Genomic DNA, 13,983 nt, shown 5'->3' on the forward strand with positions numbered 1-13,983 from the left:
GTTACTGGCTCAGCACCCATTGCACGAGCTGGTGCGCGTCGTCGGCGGACAGCGGGCCGCCGCGATCCTCGGCGGATGGCATCGGCGTGTCGCCCCAGTGCACGCGGCCGCCGACGCGCAGCTTGCGTTCCAGTTCAGGCGCGGCCGCCGGATCGCCGCGGTAGCGCTGCGCGATGTCGTGGAACGACGGCCCGAGGAACGTCATGTCGGATGTATGGCAGAACATGCAGTGCTGCGCATTGACGAGATCGGTCGGTTCGGGCACGGCCGTCTGCGCGGTGGCAAGGCGAGCCGCCGTGACGGTCACGCAGAAGGCGGCATAACGCAGAAAGCTCATGATTTTTCCTCGTCCGGATCAGAAAGGCAGCGCCGCCGGGCGCGCTCACGAAACGACTTCGTCGAGCGGGCGGCGCGGCGAGTGCGGCGTCTGCGGGCCGCGCCCGACCCGCAGCAGCAACTGCGGTTCGCCGTGCAGCCCGAGCATGTGACGCAGGTGGGCGCGCAGCCCGGCCGTCTCGATCGGCTGGTTCAGGTACGACGCGGTATAGCCTGCGCGCGTCGCGACGAGCAGGACGCGCTCCAGCGCCTGTCCGGCGGCGAGCCACGCGTCGCGATCGTCGCGCACGGTCGAAATGCATACGACGAGCGGCGACGCGCCGACGAGCTGGTGATGCAGCGCGGCCAGCCCGTTGCCGAGATCGAAGGTCCGTACCGCCATCGTCACGACGGGCGCCGCGAAATCCAGCAGCGTCGGCACGCCGGCCGCGAACGCCGGCATGCCGTCGGCGTGCCGGCGCGGATCGATCCAGCTCGCCAGTTCGCGGCGAAAGCGCGGGTCGGCGAACTGCTGCTGATCGGCCTCCGCGACCAGCTCGGCCACCCGAGCGCGATGCGCGATCGAGTCGATGCAGGTGATCTCGGCGCCTTCCGCGACGCCGGCCGCGATCAGCTCGCGCTGAAGGTCGTCCGGCACGGCCGTCGATTCGAACGGCGCGCGCGTCGTGACGCGCTCCGGGATCGCATCGAACAGCGCGCCGAGCGACGCGTCGGAATAGCCGTCGTCGCACACCCGGACCATCGCGAGCAGATCGGGATCGATGTCGGACGGGAACGTGCTGATCGTGTGAGCGAGCCCGGCGTGATCGAGCGCGACGCGCAGGTTGAGCAGGGCCGCCCCACAGCTGATGATCAGCTCGCGATCGAACGGATCGATGACGGGCAACGCACGGACACGATCCGCGCAGACCGCGATCGTGGGGCCGTCGACGATGAACCGCCACGGCTGCGAGTTGTGGCTGGACGGGGCCAGCACCGCGTAGGCCAGCAGCGACTTCAGATGCACTTCGGGGTGGGCGCTTGCGGCTAGTGGGGGAACGGATACCATTCGATCATCTCCTGGTCGCCACACGTCGGGCGTGATGCCCCTTCATCGTGTCAGCAACCGCCCGTCCGCCGTTGACCCACATCAAGCGCCCGTCACCGGGCCATGCGTTCGCGACGCGGAGCGGCTAGCGTGGAGAGGTGAAGCGTACGCACCGGCGTGCGCAGGGGAGGCGAGCATGCTTGCGATGATGTTTGACGGCACGACACCGCATTTGCGCGAGGCGCGCGTGCCGGATCCGTTGCCGGCGGCGGGCCAGTTGCTGATCGACGTACACGCATGCGGCGTATGCCGGACGGATCTCCACGTCGTCGACGGCGAGCTCGCGCATCCGAAGCTGCCGCTGATCCCGGGGCACGAAATCGTCGGTACGGTGCGCGCGCTCGGCGCGGGCGTGACGGGCTTCGCCGCGGGCGACCGCGTCGGTGTGCCATGGCTCGGCTCGACGTGCGGCCATTGCGCGTACTGCGCGACCGGCCGCGAAAATCTGTGCGACAGCCCGGGATTCACCGGCTATACGATCGACGGCGGCTATGCGGAGCGCACCGTCGCCGACCACCGCTACTGCGTGCATCTGCCGCGGCGCTACACCGATCTCGAAGCCGCGCCGCTGCTGTGCGCGGGCCTGATCGGTTATCGAACCTTGCGCATGGCGGGCGATGCGCGGCGCATCGGCATCTACGGCTTCGGCGCGGCGGCGCATCTCGTCGCGCAGGTCGCGCATGCCGAGGGGCGGAAGGTGTTTGCGCTGACGAAGCCCGGCGATACCGTGGCGCAGCAGCTGGCGCGTTCACTCGGTGCCGCGTGGGCCGGCGGCAGCAACGAAGCGCCGCCGGAGGCGCTCGACGCCGCGCTGATCTTCGCGCCGGTGGGTGCGCTGGTGCCGGCCGCGCTCCGCGCGGTCGACAAGGGCGGGATCGTCGTGTGCGGCGGCATTCACATGAGCGATATCCCGGGCTTTCCGTACGCGTGGCTGTGGGGCGAGCGCCGCATCGTGTCGGTCGCCAACCTGACACGTGCGGACGCGCTCGAATTCATGCGGGTCGCCGACGCGATGCCGCTGCGGGTCGAGGCCGTGCGCTACGCGCTGACCGATGCGAATCGCGCACTCGACGATCTGCGCACGGGCCGTTTGTCCGGGGCGGCGGTACTCGCCATGCGCGGCTGATGCGCGGGCCGCGCGCGGCGAGGTCAGATTCGCCCGAGGCCTTCCGGATCGACGATGCGGATCTGCTTGCCTTGCGCGGCGACGAGCCCCTTGTGCTGGAATTTCGACATCATGCGGCTGACCGTTTCGAGCTTCATCCCGAGATATTCGCCGATCTCGTCGCGCGTCATCCGCAGCACGAATTCGGCGGCCGAGTAGCCGCGCGCCTTGAAGCGCGTGGAAAGGTTCAGCAGGAACGCGGCCACGCGCTGTTCGGCGGTCATCGTGCCGAGCAGCAGCATCAGCGCGGATTCGCGCACGATTTCGCCGCTCATCATCTGGTACACGTGATGCTGCATCGGCCGCACTTCGCGACACATCTGCTCGAGCTGACCGAACGGAATGATGCAGACGGTACTGTCCTCGAGCGCGATCGCGTCGCCGTTGTGGTGCCCGGTGTGCACGCCGTCGAGCCCGAGCGATTCGCCGACGATCTGGAAGCCGGTGATCTGCTCGTCGCCGTCGCGATGCATCACGATGGTCTTGAACGATCCGGTTCGGACTGCATAGATGCTGTTGAACGCATCCCCCGCGCGAAACAGCGTTTCGCCGCGCCTGACGTGCCGCGTCGTGCAGATCATCGCGTCGACGCGCGCGAATTCGTCAGGAGAAAGGTCGGCCGGCATGCAGACGGTACGCAACGCGCACGTCGAGCAACGGGACGCGGCGCGCTTCGGTTGCTCCGCCCGTTCGACGGGGTGCAACGGGATGAACGGGCGTAACGGCATGGTCGGCGAAACTTCGGCATGGCGCTGCATGATCGGCTCCAGTACGTTGAGGACAGCGACGAGCCGCCGTGGGCGGGATCGCGCGGGTAGTAGCGCCCGCGGCCCTGACGGTTGTCGCACTCATGGTGAAGAACCGCGCCGGACGAGCCGGGAGATCTGTCCCGACGGCGAGTGCCGACTTTGCGCCGCGACGCGCGTGCTTGTTTTTCTTGATCTGGAGTATGAATGTTGCGCGGCGTCAAGGAAATCAGCAGCGATTGAAGATGCAGTAGGTCACATGGAAGCGATGTAGGCGGTTTCCTACACGGGTGCGGCATTCTGTCCGGGCGCGACGCGCGGGCGCACCGGTCGGGCGCCGGCGCCGCCGTCAGAGTTCGTCCGGGTCGTCGAACAGCTTGTGGCGCATCGCATAGCGCACGAGCGCCGTGTCGTTCGGCATTTGCATCTTCTCGAGAATCCGCGTCTTGTAGGTGCTGACCGTCTTGACGCTGACACAGAGCGCCTGCGCGATTTCGGAGATCGACTCGCCGGTGGTGACGCGCCGGAACACGTCGAATTCACGGTCGGACAGGCGCTGGTGCGGCAGCAGATCGGTCGGCTCGTTCAGGCTCTGCGCGAACTGCTCGGCCATGGTCAGGCTGACGTAGACGCCGCCCGCCGCGATCTTGGTCAGCGCCGCGACCAGCTCGGCGCTCGCGCTCTCCTTGGTCATGTAGCCGGACGCACCGGCGCGGAACGCGCGCACCGCGTATTGCTGCTCGGCATGCATCGTCAGCACGAGGATATGCAAGGCCGGCTTCTCGTCCTTGATCTGCCTGATGAGTTCGACGCCGTTGCGGCCCGGCATCGACAGGTCGAGCACCAGCACATTCGCGGCGGTATCCCGCACGCGCGCGATCGTGGACGTGCTGTCGCATGCTTCGCCCGCGACCTCGAAGCCGCTGGCATTCTGCAGGATGTGCCGCAGGCCGTCCCGGACGAGGGTGTGGTCGTCGGCAATGAGTACCCGGATCATGACAATCCCTTCCTTGCCGGATCACGTGGCGCGGGCCACGCGGCGGCATGCGTCGATCATCGTCGCGAACCGGCGCGCTCGATCGTTCGATGATGGCCGACGCCGATGACCGGACGATGTCCATCGTCGTCGGGGCGGGATCGCACGGAGTGCCGGTTCGTCGATGTCCTGAAATTGTGCGCCGGTCGCCGGCGTTCGCCAATCGGGATCGATGCGCACTGCCGCCGTCGCGTGGACTTGACCCGCGTCAACCGGAAGACGTCGGTCGGGCCCAGACTGGTTCGGCAAGCCGGCCGAAACCGGGCAACGACAGGGAGGCATCATGTACGCACGGATCTTTGCAGCACTCGACGGCAGCCGCAGTTCGCGGCTGGCGCTCGACGAGGCGATCGCGCTCGCCCGCGATTCGGGCGGCCTGATCGTCGCCGTATGCGTGGTATCGAACGCGCCGCGATTGACGGACGTCGACAGCGGCTATATCGACCAGCGCGACTCGGCGCGGCTGGATGCGGACAAGGCCGCGATCGCGGTGGCGGACGCGGAGACCGCGTTTCGCCTGTGCGGCGTGCGCGGCACCGCGCAAACGATCGACGCGTGCGGCGAGGATGTGTCGTCCGTGCTGGCGCGAGCGGCCGCGGAATGCGACGCGGACTTGATCGTGATGGGCACGCACGGACGCCACGGCGTGCGGCGCGCGGTGCTTGGCAGCGTCGCCGAATCGCTGGTGCGCACCGCCGACCGGCCGGTGCTGGTCGTGCGTGAGGGGCGAGGCGCGTGTGCGGCCGTGTTGTGACGGAAGTGGGCAGCCGCAGGCGGCTGCCCTGTCGTCGTCGGTGCGGCGTCAGTGCGACAGCAGCACCGGTACCGTCATCGTCTCGAGGATGGTGCGCGTCGCACCGCCCAGCACGCGTTCGTGCATGCGCGCATGGCTGTACAGGCCCATCACCAGCAGATCCGCATGCAGGTCGGTCACCCGGTTCAGCAGCGTCGCGCCTACGCCGACCGACCGGTCGCGCGGCGTCGTCGAGAACGACGCGCGCACGCCATGCCGTTCGAGATACGCGGCGACGTCGACGCCCGCCGGCGTCTTGTCCGGGTCGGGCTGGCCGCGCACGACTGTCTCGACGTTGACGAAGCGCGCGCGGGCCAGCAGCGGCAGCGCATCGGCCATCACGCGGGCGGCTTCGCGCCCGCCGTCCCAGCCGATCAGCACGTTCTCGCCGATCGTTCGCACGTCGCCCGCATAGGGCACGACGATCGCCGGACGGCCGCTGCCCATCACGACATCCTCGACGAAATGGCGCGCCACGTAGGTCATGCGATCGTCCGGGTCTTCCTGGCCGAGGATCAGCAGGTCGGCGTGGCGCGCGTGCAGAATGGCGGCGGCGGTCGGGTCACCGGCCGGCGCCTGCCATTCGACGCTGCGTCCCGCGCGCTCGGCGGCCATCAGGAATTTCGCCTCGGCCTCCTTGCACCGCTGGTCGCACAGGCGTTCGTACACGGCCAGCTTCAGCGGTTCGTCAGGCCGCCGCAGCGGCTCGAAGAGATCCTGGCAGACCACGTAGAGGCCGATCAAATGCGCGTTCCAGCGCGCCGCGAGTTCGAGTGCGAGGTCGACGCGGGTCGCGCAGCGCTCGCTGTCGTCGAGATGAACGAGCAGGGTCTTGTAGCTCATGACGGCTCCTTTTCGGTGGATGCGGCGGTGGTCTCGGCAGGTTTTCCGGACGGGCAGCCCGCCGGAATCATCAGCACCGGGCACGTGGCCAGCCGCAGCACGCGCTCGGCCACGCTGCCGAGGAAGAGGCGCTGAACGCCGCGCCGGCCGTGCGTGCCCATGATGATCAGGTCGGCCTCGATTTCGTTGGCAAGACTGACGATCCGGTGCGGGATGTCTTCGCCCGCCGGCGCGACGTTGGAAATCTGCGGCGTGCCGGCCACGTCGCGCGCCTTCAGGCGTCGCGCCGCGTCCTCGGTGACGCGCAGCCCTTCTTCACGAAAGGCATCGACCAGGATCGACGGATCGTAGCCGTACATGTCGTAGGCCGGCACCAGGAAATCGACGACGTAGACGGGAGTCAGCCGCGCACCCGTCTCCGACGCGATGGCCAGCGCGGCGTCGAGTGCACGGGACGACGTGTCGCTGCCGTCGAGCGCAACCAGAATGTTCGAGTACATGGCATGTCCCTTGAACGGAGGTGGATGAGATCATCATCGGCGCGTGCTCGCCGGTCGCGCTGATCTGGATCAAGCGTCGCGGTTGGCGCGCAGTACCCCGACCGCGGCGCGCGCGGCGATCCACGCTTCGTTGGTCGGCTCGACGACAACCGTGACCGCGCTCAACGCGGACGACACGACCGGCGCATGGTCCGCGTTCGCGCCCACGTCGATGTCGATGCCGAGCCAGGCGAGCGCCGCGCAGATCCGCTCGCGCAACACGGCCGAGTGCTCGCCGATGCCGGCCGTGAAGACCAGCATGTCGAGGCCGCCGAGCAGCGCGACGAGCGCACCGGCTTCGCGCACGATGCGGTGGACGTAGAGTGTCAGCGCATCGCCGGCGAATGCATCACCGGCGGCTTCGCACGCCAGCAGCACGCGCGGATCGCCGGAAGCGCCCGACACGCCCTTGAGGCCCGACTCGTGATAGAGCATGTGGCCCAATGCGTCGGTGGACAGCTTGCCGGCCTCGAGCAGGTGCAGCACCACGCCGGGATCGAGGGTTCCGCAGCGCGTGCTCATCATCAGCCCGTCGAGCGCCGAGAAGCCCATCGTCGTCGCGACGCTGCGGCAGTCGCGCATCGCGCACAGGCTGGCACCGCTGCCGAGATGGGCGGCGATCACGCGGCCGTGCGCACGCGCGCCGAACCGCTCGTCGAGCGCGACGGCCAGGTATTCGTACGACAGACCATGGAACCCGTAGCGGCGCACGCCCTGGTCGAACCATGCATGCGGCAGCGGCAGCAATTGCTCGGCGCGCGGCAGTGTGTGATGAAACGCGGTATCGAACACGGCCACCTGCGGCACGTCGGGAAACGCGTCGCGCAGCGCGTCGATCGCATCGAGGCTGTGCGGTTGATGCAACGGCGCGAGCGGCGTCAGCGTGCGAAGCGCGTCGAGCACCGCGTCGTCGACGACGACCGGGTCGACGTACCGGGCACCGCCATGCACGACACGGTGTGCAATGGCGCCCAGCGCGATATGCGGCAGCTTCACGCGGATCCACATCGCGACCTGCGCGAGCACCGCGCGGTATGGATCGCCCGTGCGCAGCGGCAGCGTGCCGCCCGGGGCGGCGTCGAAGCGGATCGACACGCCGGTGCCGGTTTCGATCGCTTCACCCTCGTGCAACGGCCGCCGCGCGGGATCCCCGTGCGGCGGATACGCGAACACCGCGAATTTCACGCTCGACGAACCGGCATTGACGACGAGCAGCGCGAGCGTACGCATCGATCGATTCAGTGCGACATCAGCACCGGGAGCGTCATCGACGCGAGCACCGTGCGCGTGGCGCCTCCCATGATCAGTTCATGCCAGCGCGGATGCCCGTACGCGCCCATGACCAGCAGGTCGGAACCCGTTTCGTAAGCGCGCGACAGCAGCGTGTCGCCGACCGACGCGCCGGTACCGGTGTCGATATCGAGCACGTTCACGTCGCGCGCATGGCGCGCCAGCATCAGCGCGGCGTCGGCGGCCGGAATGCGTGTGGTCGCCGCTTCGGAATCGCCGTCGACCACGGCGGCGACCGTCGTGCGCTTCGCATGCTCGAGGAACGGGAGCGCGTCGTGCGCGGCGCGGGCCGCTTCGCGGCTGCCGTCCCAGGCGACGAACACCCGTTCGCCGATCGACGGGAATTCGCCGGTGTATGGCCAGAACAGCACCGGGCGCCCGGCGGACAACACGAGGTTCTCCAGAAACTGGTCGTCGATGTAGGTTTCGGGATCGTTCGGGTCGCTCTGGCCCGCAATCACGAGGTCGGCAAGACGGGCGGCACGCGGCACGGCCACATTCGCGCGCTCGTCCGCGCGAACCCAGGTGGCCGGCACTTTTGCCCGCGCGGTTTCCGCATGGAACAGGCGCTCCAGTGCGCCGAGCCGCTCGTCGCGTTGCTCGCGGTGCGCGCGGAAATAGTCTGCGGAACCGGCCATCACGTAGAACGAATGCGGCTCCGGCGTGTAGACCGCGAACAGCCCGGTGAGATGCGCACCGAAGCGCCGGGCAAGACGCAACGCCAGCTCGAGACGCGAATGCGCGCGGGCGCTCGTATCGAGGTGCACGACTAGGCTTTTGTAGCTCATCGGAATCGCTCCATCGACGGGTGATCCGCCGGTGCAATCCAGTCTACGAAGCAGGGTTTCCGCGTGCTTGACTCAGATCAACGGGTGCCGTGCGCCACGGCCGCACAGTGAAATGGACGCCCATTCACCGACCGGATCGAAGGAGGGAAGACGATGAGCCCCCAGGCTTTGACCACACCGAACGACGCTTGCCGCGCGGGTTGCGATCTCGCGTTGCGCATGGCCGTGCTGGCTCGCGACTGGCAGCACGAATGGCACGCGCTGGCAGGGCGGCGCATCGAGCGGGACCGCGACGCGGTGCGCGGCCTGCAGCAGGCGCTGACCGCGACGACCGAGTGGACGGCGTTCGGCGAGGCGGCCCGGCATGTGATGCGCGACTACACGATCGCGACCGTCGCGATCTGGCAGGACGCCACCGAGCTGTGCATGCGCGGGCAGTTCGAGAGCGCGAGTGCGTGGCGCACGTGGCTGCGCGATTACGGCACCGGCGCGCTGTCGCGCTACCAGACCGACTGGTGGCCCGATCTCGGGCGGCTGGCCGTGGTCAACGAGGCGAGCATGCCGTGGCGCGACTGGATGGCCGCGTTCGAGCTCGGCATCACGGAAACCGTCGATGCGGGTGACGGGGCCGCGGACGTCCGGCGTCTCGATGGCCGCCATGCGGCGCAGGAGCACGATCATGCGCGCTGAACGGGTTGCGTTCGTCACCGGCGGGATGGGCGGCCTCGGTGCCGCGATCAGCCGCCGCCTGCACGAGGCCGGCATGACGGTGGCGGTGTCGCACACCGAACGCAACGACCACGTCGCGACGTGGCTCACGCAGGAGCGGGAGGCGGGCCGCACGTTTCATGCGTACGAGGTCGACGTGGCCGACTACGACTCGTGCCAGCACTGCGCGGCGCGCGTGCTGGCGGAGTTCGGGCGCGTCGACGTGCTCGTCAACAACGCGGGCATCACGCACGATGCCACCTTCGTGAAGATGACCAAGAGCATGTGGGATGCGGTGCTGCGCACCAATCTCGACGGCCTGTTCAACATGACGAAGCCGTTCGTGCCCGGGATGATCGATGCCGGCTTCGGCCGGATCGTGAACATCGGGTCCGTGAACGGGGAGCGCGGCGCGTACGGGCAGGCGAACTACGCGGCCGCGAAAGCCGGCATTCACGGTTTCACGAAATCGCTGGCGCTCGAACTCGCGCGGCACGGCATCACGGTCAACACGGTGGCCCCGGGCTACCTGGCCACCGCGATGCTCGAGTCGGTACCGAAGGAAGTGCTCGACACGAAGATCCTGCCGCAGATTCCGGCCGGCCGCCTCGGCGACCCCGACGAAATCGCCGCGCTCGTCGCCTTCCTGTGTTCCGATGCGGGGGCGTTCGCAACCGGTGCGGAATTCGACGTCAACGGCGGCATGTACATGCGATGAAAGCGTCCGTCATCCGTGTGCCGCTCCCGCGCGAATCGAGGCAGTCGCCGGCTCGGGACGAGCAGGAGCCGGACCGGCCCGAATGCACCGCCGCCGAGGCGACCCCCGCCGAACAATGGAACCGCGCCGCGCATGCCAACGTCGCCGCGATGACCTTCGGGCTGTCGCCCGTGTCGTTGGCGCTGGCCGTGGTCGACTGGGGCGCTCACCTGGCGGTGTCGCCGGGCAAGTGCTTCGAACTCGCGACGCAGGCGTGGCTCGCGGCCGCGCCCGCGGCGGCGGCGGAGAAAGGCGCGGCGGACGATGCCGACACGGACGGCCTGGCCGTGCATGCGGGGCACGCCGATCCGCGCTTCGCCGCGCCCGCCTGGTCGGGCTGGCCGTTTCGCACGTATCGCGACGGCTTCCTGTCGGTCCAGCGCTGGTGGCGCGAAGCGACGCGCGGCGTGCCGGGTGTCGAACGGCACCATGAGGAGCTGGTCGGCTTCGTCGCGCGTCAATGGCTCGACGCGTGCTCGCCCGGCAACTTTCTGGCGACCAATCCCGTCGCGCTCGACGCGACGATGCGCAGCGGCGGCGCGAACCTCGCGGCGGGGGCGCGGCACTGGCTCGACGATGCGAGCGCGTGGCTCGATCGCGCCGGCGGCACGCGTGGCCGCGACCCGCGGGCGTACCTGCCGGGGCGCGACGTGGCGATTACGCCGGGCCGGGTCGTGTGGCGCAACGCATTGTGCGAACTGCTGCAATACGACCCGACGACACCGCGCGTCGCGCGCGAGCCGATCCTGATCGTGCCGTCGTGGATCATGAAGTACTACATCCTCGATCTGCAGCCGCACGATTCGCTGATCCGTTTCCTGGTCGATGCGGGCTACACCGTGTTCGCGGTGTCGTGGCGCAATCCGGACGCGCAAGCGCGCGATCTCGGGCTCGACGATTACCTGCGCGACGGGTGCCTGGCCGCGCTCGACGTCGTCCGGTCGATCTGCGGCGAGGCGGTCCACGCGGCCGGCTATTGCCTCGGCGGCACGCTGCTGGCAATCGGCGCGGCGGCGCTTGCTCGCGACGGGCGCCAACATGAAGCCCTGCGATCCGTCACGTTGCTCGCGGCCGAGACCGATTTCAGCGAACCCGGCGAACTCGGCCTGTTCATCGACGCGAGCGAGCTGTCCGCGCTCGACGCGCTGATGTGGCGGCAGGGCTACCTGGACGGCGCGCAGATGTCCGCCGCGTTCGAACTGCTGAACGCGCGCGACCTGATCTGGTCGCGGATGATGAGCGAATACCTGCTCGGCAGGCGCACGAAGCCCAACGACCTGATGTCGTGGAATGCGGACACCACGCGCATGCCGTACCGGATGCATTCGGAGTACCTGACCCGGCTGTTCCTCGACAACGATCTCGCGGCCGGCCGCTACTGTGTCGACGGGCGGCCGGTCGCGCTGTCGGATCTCGACGTGCCGACGTTCGTAGTCGGCACCGAGCGCGATCACGTGTCGCCGTGGCGCTCGGTCTACAAGCTTCATCTGCTGACGCACCACGCATTGACCTTCGTGCTGACGGCGGGCGGACACAACGCTGGCATCGTGTCGGAACCCGGTCATCCGGGCCGCCATTACCGCTGCGCGACCCGCGAACCCGGCGCGCCTTACCGCAGCCCGCGCGACTTCATGCGCGACACGCCCGCGGTCGACGGATCGTGGTCGACCTGCTGGCGCGACTGGCTGCATGCGCGCTCGTCGGGTGACGTGCCGGCCCGCACGCCGGCCGCCGGGCTCGCGGCGGCGCCGGGCGCCTACGTGCTCCAGACATGAACGGGCATCGGCATCCGGATCCGTGCGGCGGCGCGTGCCTGCCCGGCCTGCTGCCGCGCGCAGACGGCGCATGGCCCGGGCTGATCGCGCGGGCACGCAACGCAGCGCCGCTCGTCGTGGCCGTCGTGCATCCGTGCGATGCAACCAGTCTCGTCGCGCTGGTCGAACTCGCCGAGTCGCCGCTGGCGGCCGCGATCGAGCCGCTGATCGTCGCGCCGCGCGACAAGGTGCTGCGTGTCGCGCACGATGCGGGCGTCGATCTGTCGCCGTGGACGATCGAGGACGTGCCGCACAGCCATGCGGCGGCGGCCCGCGCGGTGGAACTCGCGGCGGCGGGCCGTGCCGGCGCGCTGATGAAGGGCAGCCTGCATACGGACGAGCTGATGGGCGCGGTCGTCGCGGCCGAATCGGGGCTGCGCACCGACAAGCGCATGTCCCACTGTTTCCTGATCGAGGCACCGGCGTATCCGCGTCCGTTCATCCTGACCGACGCGGCGGTGAACATCGCGCCGGACCTCGCGCAGAAGGCGGCCATCACGCAGAACGCGATCGACGTCGCGCATGCGCTGGGCGTGGCGTGCCCGCGCGTGGCCGTGCTGTGCGCGGTCGAGACCGTCAATCCGGCGATGCGCTCGACGCTCGACGCGGCGGCGCTCGCGAAGATGGCCGAGCGCGGCCAGCTCACCGGCGCGATCGTCGACGGCCCGCTCGCGTTCGACAACGCGATCTCGCTGCGGGCGGCGCACGACAAGGGGATCGATTCGCCGGTCGCCGGCTGCGCCGACATCCTGGTCGTGCCCGATATCGAAGCGGGCAACCTGCTCGCGAAGCAGCTCGAATACCTGGGCGGTGCCGTCAGCGCGGGCATCGTCGTGGGCGCGCGCGTGCCGATCGTGCTGACGAGCCGCGCCGACGGCGCTGCCGTCCGGGTCGCGTCGTGCGCCCTCGCGATGGTGCTGGCACAGGCGCGGCATGCGCCGCAGTCCTGATCAACGTACCCGCAACCCTTTCTTTCGATGGAGGAACCCCGATGAAAGCACTCGTCTACCACGGGCCCGGGCGCAAGGCGCTCGAGGAGCGGCCGATGCCGGAACTGCAGTCGCCCACCGACGCGCTCGTGCGCGTGACGCGCACGACGATCTGCGGCACCGATCTGCACATTCTCAAGGGAGACGTACCGACTTGCGAACCCGGCCGCATTCTCGGCCACGAAGGGGTCGGGATCGTCGAGCAGGTCGGCACCGCCGTCGATGCGCTGAAGCCGGGCGATCATGTGCTGATTTCCTGCATTTCGTCGTGCGGCCGCTGCGAATATTGCCGGCGCGGCCTGTATTCGCATTGCACGACCGGCGGCTGGATCCTCGGCAACCGGATCGACGGCACGCAGGCCGAGTACGTGCGCATCCCGCATGCGCAGACGAGCCTCTACCGGATTCCGCCGGGCGCGGACGAGGAGGCGCTCGTGATGCTGTCGGACATCCTGCCGACCGGGTTCGAATGCGGTGTGCTCAACGGCAAGGTGCAGCCGGGCTGCTCGGTGGCGATCGTCGGCGCGGGCCCGATCGGGCTGGCGGCGCTGCTGACCGCGCAGTTCTACTCGCCCGCGCGGATCATCATGATCGACCCCGACAGCAACCGGCTGGACGTGGCGCAGCGCTTCGGCGCGACCGACTGCATCGACGGCCGCACCGGCGACCCGGTGGCGGAAGTGATGAAGCTGACCGACGGCGTCGGCGTCGATTGCGCGATCGAGGCGGTCGGGATTCCGGCGACGTTCGAGATGTGCACGTCACTGGTGGCGCCGGGCGGCGTGGTCGCGAACGTCGGTGTGCACGGGGTCAAGGCCGACCTGCACCTCGAGAAGCTGTGGGATCGCAACATCTCGATCACGACCCGGCTGGTCGACACGGTCAGCACGCCGATGCTGCTGAAGACCGTGCGCGCCGGGCGCCTCGATCCGAAACGCCTGATCACGCACCGGTTCTCGCTCGACGACGTCGAGCGCGCGTACGACACGTTCGGCCGCGCCGCGCAAACCCATGCGCTGAAGGTCATCATCGAAGTCGGTTGATGGCCGGGTAGCGCAGGGCGGGAACCGGCAGGCGACACCCGGTTCCCGC

At 69.1% G+C, this 13,983-nt stretch carries 15 protein-coding genes; 7 read left to right on the forward strand and 8 right to left on the reverse strand.

Going from position 1 to position 13,983, the window contains the following annotated elements:
• Nucleotide 1: 1 nt before the first annotated feature.
• Together G3N96_RS02095 and G3N96_RS02100 are read right to left on the reverse strand one after the other, a co-directional pair.
• Nucleotides 2-337, reverse strand: a complete 336-nt coding sequence (locus G3N96_RS02095; RefSeq protein ID WP_124579468.1) for a c-type cytochrome — start codon at nt 335-337, stop codon at nt 2-4.
• A 45-nt stretch (nt 338-382) separates the two neighbouring features.
• Nucleotides 383-1,384: a nitroreductase family protein gene (locus G3N96_RS02100; protein ID WP_206136067.1), complete on the reverse strand. Its 1,002-nt coding sequence runs from the start codon at nt 1,382-1,384 to the stop codon at nt 383-385.
• Between the two features lie 175 nt (nt 1,385-1,559).
• On the opposite strand from G3N96_RS02100, the gene G3N96_RS02105 reads away from it, so the two are divergent.
• Nucleotides 1,560-2,549: a zinc-dependent alcohol dehydrogenase family protein gene (locus G3N96_RS02105; protein ID WP_206136068.1), complete on the forward strand. Its 990-nt coding sequence runs from the start codon at nt 1,560-1,562 to the stop codon at nt 2,547-2,549.
• A 23-nt stretch (nt 2,550-2,572) separates the two neighbouring features.
• Here the strand turns inward: G3N96_RS02105 and fnr are convergent, their stop codons facing one another.
• Both fnr and G3N96_RS02115 read right to left on the reverse strand, forming a co-directional pair.
• Nucleotides 2,573-3,346: a fumarate/nitrate reduction transcriptional regulator Fnr gene (gene fnr, locus G3N96_RS02110; RefSeq protein WP_124579462.1), complete on the reverse strand. Its 774-nt coding sequence runs from the start codon at nt 3,344-3,346 to the stop codon at nt 2,573-2,575.
• A gap of 337 nt (nt 3,347-3,683) precedes the next feature.
• Nucleotides 3,684-4,331: a response regulator transcription factor gene (locus G3N96_RS02115; RefSeq protein ID WP_206136069.1), complete on the reverse strand. Its 648-nt coding sequence runs from the start codon at nt 4,329-4,331 to the stop codon at nt 3,684-3,686.
• Between the two features lie 322 nt (nt 4,332-4,653).
• Between G3N96_RS02115 and G3N96_RS02120 the strand changes: the two genes are divergently transcribed.
• On the forward strand, nt 4,654-5,124 hold the full coding sequence (locus tag G3N96_RS02120) for a universal stress protein (RefSeq protein WP_206136070.1): 471 nt from the start codon (nt 4,654-4,656) through the stop codon (nt 5,122-5,124).
• A gap of 48 nt (nt 5,125-5,172) precedes the next feature.
• Here the strand turns inward: G3N96_RS02120 and G3N96_RS02125 are convergent, their stop codons facing one another.
• The 4 genes from G3N96_RS02125 to G3N96_RS02140 all read right to left on the reverse strand — a co-directional run bounded on the left by G3N96_RS02125 (nt 5,173) and on the right by G3N96_RS02140 (nt 8,623).
• Nucleotides 5,173-6,006, reverse strand: coding sequence for a universal stress protein (locus tag G3N96_RS02125; protein ID WP_124579450.1), 834 nt, complete (start codon nt 6,004-6,006; stop codon nt 5,173-5,175).
• A complete protein-coding gene (locus tag G3N96_RS02130; RefSeq protein ID WP_206136071.1) occupies nt 6,003-6,506 on the reverse strand; it encodes a universal stress protein in 504 nt (167 codons plus the stop codon). Before G3N96_RS02130 ends, G3N96_RS02125 begins: the two co-directional genes overlap by 4 nt.
• A 69-nt stretch (nt 6,507-6,575) precedes the next feature.
• On the reverse strand, nt 6,576-7,775 hold the full coding sequence (locus G3N96_RS02135) for an acetate/propionate family kinase (RefSeq protein ID WP_206136072.1): 1,200 nt from the start codon (nt 7,773-7,775) through the stop codon (nt 6,576-6,578).
• A gap of 8 nt (nt 7,776-7,783) precedes the next feature.
• Nucleotides 7,784-8,623 (reverse strand): universal stress protein, encoded by an 840-nt coding sequence (locus G3N96_RS02140; protein ID WP_206136073.1) that lies wholly within the window; start codon nt 8,621-8,623, stop codon nt 7,784-7,786.
• Nucleotides 8,624-8,776: 153 nt separating this feature from the next.
• Here G3N96_RS02140 and G3N96_RS02145 point away from each other — a divergent pair, with 153 nt between their 5' ends.
• Genes G3N96_RS02145 through G3N96_RS02165 form a run of 5 tightly spaced genes read left to right on the forward strand, consistent with a single transcriptional unit; the run spans nt 8,777 to nt 13,934 of the window.
• The gene (locus G3N96_RS02145; RefSeq protein ID WP_206136074.1) at nt 8,777-9,313 is read left to right on the forward strand and encodes a hypothetical protein; all 537 of its coding nucleotides are present in this window, start codon (nt 8,777-8,779) and stop codon (nt 9,311-9,313) included.
• A complete protein-coding gene (locus tag G3N96_RS02150; RefSeq protein ID WP_046546572.1) occupies nt 9,303-10,049 on the forward strand; it encodes a beta-ketoacyl-ACP reductase in 747 nt (248 codons plus the stop codon). The genes G3N96_RS02145 and G3N96_RS02150 overlap by 11 nt, the downstream gene beginning before the upstream one ends.
• On the forward strand, nt 10,046-11,863 hold the full coding sequence (locus tag G3N96_RS02155; RefSeq protein WP_206136075.1) for an alpha/beta fold hydrolase: 1,818 nt from the start codon (nt 10,046-10,048) through the stop codon (nt 11,861-11,863). Before G3N96_RS02150 ends, G3N96_RS02155 begins: the two co-directional genes overlap by 4 nt.
• The gene (locus G3N96_RS02160) at nt 11,860-12,852 is read left to right on the forward strand and encodes a bifunctional enoyl-CoA hydratase/phosphate acetyltransferase (RefSeq protein ID WP_206136076.1); all 993 of its coding nucleotides are present in this window, start codon (nt 11,860-11,862) and stop codon (nt 12,850-12,852) included. The genes G3N96_RS02155 and G3N96_RS02160 overlap by 4 nt, the downstream gene beginning before the upstream one ends.
• A 41-nt stretch (nt 12,853-12,893) precedes the next feature.
• Complete coding sequence (locus G3N96_RS02165; RefSeq protein WP_206136077.1) at nt 12,894-13,934, forward strand: zinc-dependent alcohol dehydrogenase family protein; 1,041 nt, start codon at nt 12,894-12,896, stop codon at nt 13,932-13,934.
• Nucleotides 13,935-13,983: the final 49 nt, after the last annotated feature.

Origin of the sequence: Burkholderia sp. Se-20373 (genome assembly GCF_017104705.1) — a bacterium.
GTDB lineage: Bacteria > Pseudomonadota > Gammaproteobacteria > Burkholderiales > Burkholderiaceae > Burkholderia.

What these genes read in the sequence shown, in the direction of transcription:
- G3N96_RS02095 (WP_124579468.1), bottom strand. Translation starts at nt 337, where the DNA reads ATGAGCTTTCTGCGTTATGCCGCCTTCTGCGTGACCGTCACGGCGGCT.
- G3N96_RS02100 (WP_206136067.1), bottom strand. Translation starts at nt 1,384, where the DNA reads ATGGTATCCGTTCCCCCACTAGCCGCAAGCGCCCACCCCGAAGTGCAT.
- G3N96_RS02105 (WP_206136068.1), top strand. Translation starts at nt 1,560, where the DNA reads ATGCTTGCGATGATGTTTGACGGCACGACACCGCATTTGCGCGAGGCG.
- fnr (WP_124579462.1), bottom strand. Translation starts at nt 3,346, where the DNA reads ATGCAGCGCCATGCCGAAGTTTCGCCGACCATGCCGTTACGCCCGTTC.
- G3N96_RS02115 (WP_206136069.1), bottom strand. Translation starts at nt 4,331, where the DNA reads ATGATCCGGGTACTCATTGCCGACGACCACACCCTCGTCCGGGACGGC.
- G3N96_RS02120 (WP_206136070.1), top strand. Translation starts at nt 4,654, where the DNA reads ATGTACGCACGGATCTTTGCAGCACTCGACGGCAGCCGCAGTTCGCGG.
- G3N96_RS02125 (WP_124579450.1), bottom strand. Translation starts at nt 6,006, where the DNA reads ATGAGCTACAAGACCCTGCTCGTTCATCTCGACGACAGCGAGCGCTGC.
- G3N96_RS02130 (WP_206136071.1), bottom strand. Translation starts at nt 6,506, where the DNA reads ATGTACTCGAACATTCTGGTTGCGCTCGACGGCAGCGACACGTCGTCC.
- G3N96_RS02135 (WP_206136072.1), bottom strand. Translation starts at nt 7,775, where the DNA reads ATGCGTACGCTCGCGCTGCTCGTCGTCAATGCCGGTTCGTCGAGCGTG.
- G3N96_RS02140 (WP_206136073.1), bottom strand. Translation starts at nt 8,623, where the DNA reads ATGAGCTACAAAAGCCTAGTCGTGCACCTCGATACGAGCGCCCGCGCG.
- G3N96_RS02145 (WP_206136074.1), top strand. Translation starts at nt 8,777, where the DNA reads ATGAGCCCCCAGGCTTTGACCACACCGAACGACGCTTGCCGCGCGGGT.
- G3N96_RS02150 (WP_046546572.1), top strand. Translation starts at nt 9,303, where the DNA reads ATGCGCGCTGAACGGGTTGCGTTCGTCACCGGCGGGATGGGCGGCCTC.
- G3N96_RS02155 (WP_206136075.1), top strand. Translation starts at nt 10,046, where the DNA reads ATGAAAGCGTCCGTCATCCGTGTGCCGCTCCCGCGCGAATCGAGGCAG.
- G3N96_RS02160 (WP_206136076.1), top strand. Translation starts at nt 11,860, where the DNA reads ATGAACGGGCATCGGCATCCGGATCCGTGCGGCGGCGCGTGCCTGCCC.
- G3N96_RS02165 (WP_206136077.1), top strand. Translation starts at nt 12,894, where the DNA reads ATGAAAGCACTCGTCTACCACGGGCCCGGGCGCAAGGCGCTCGAGGAG.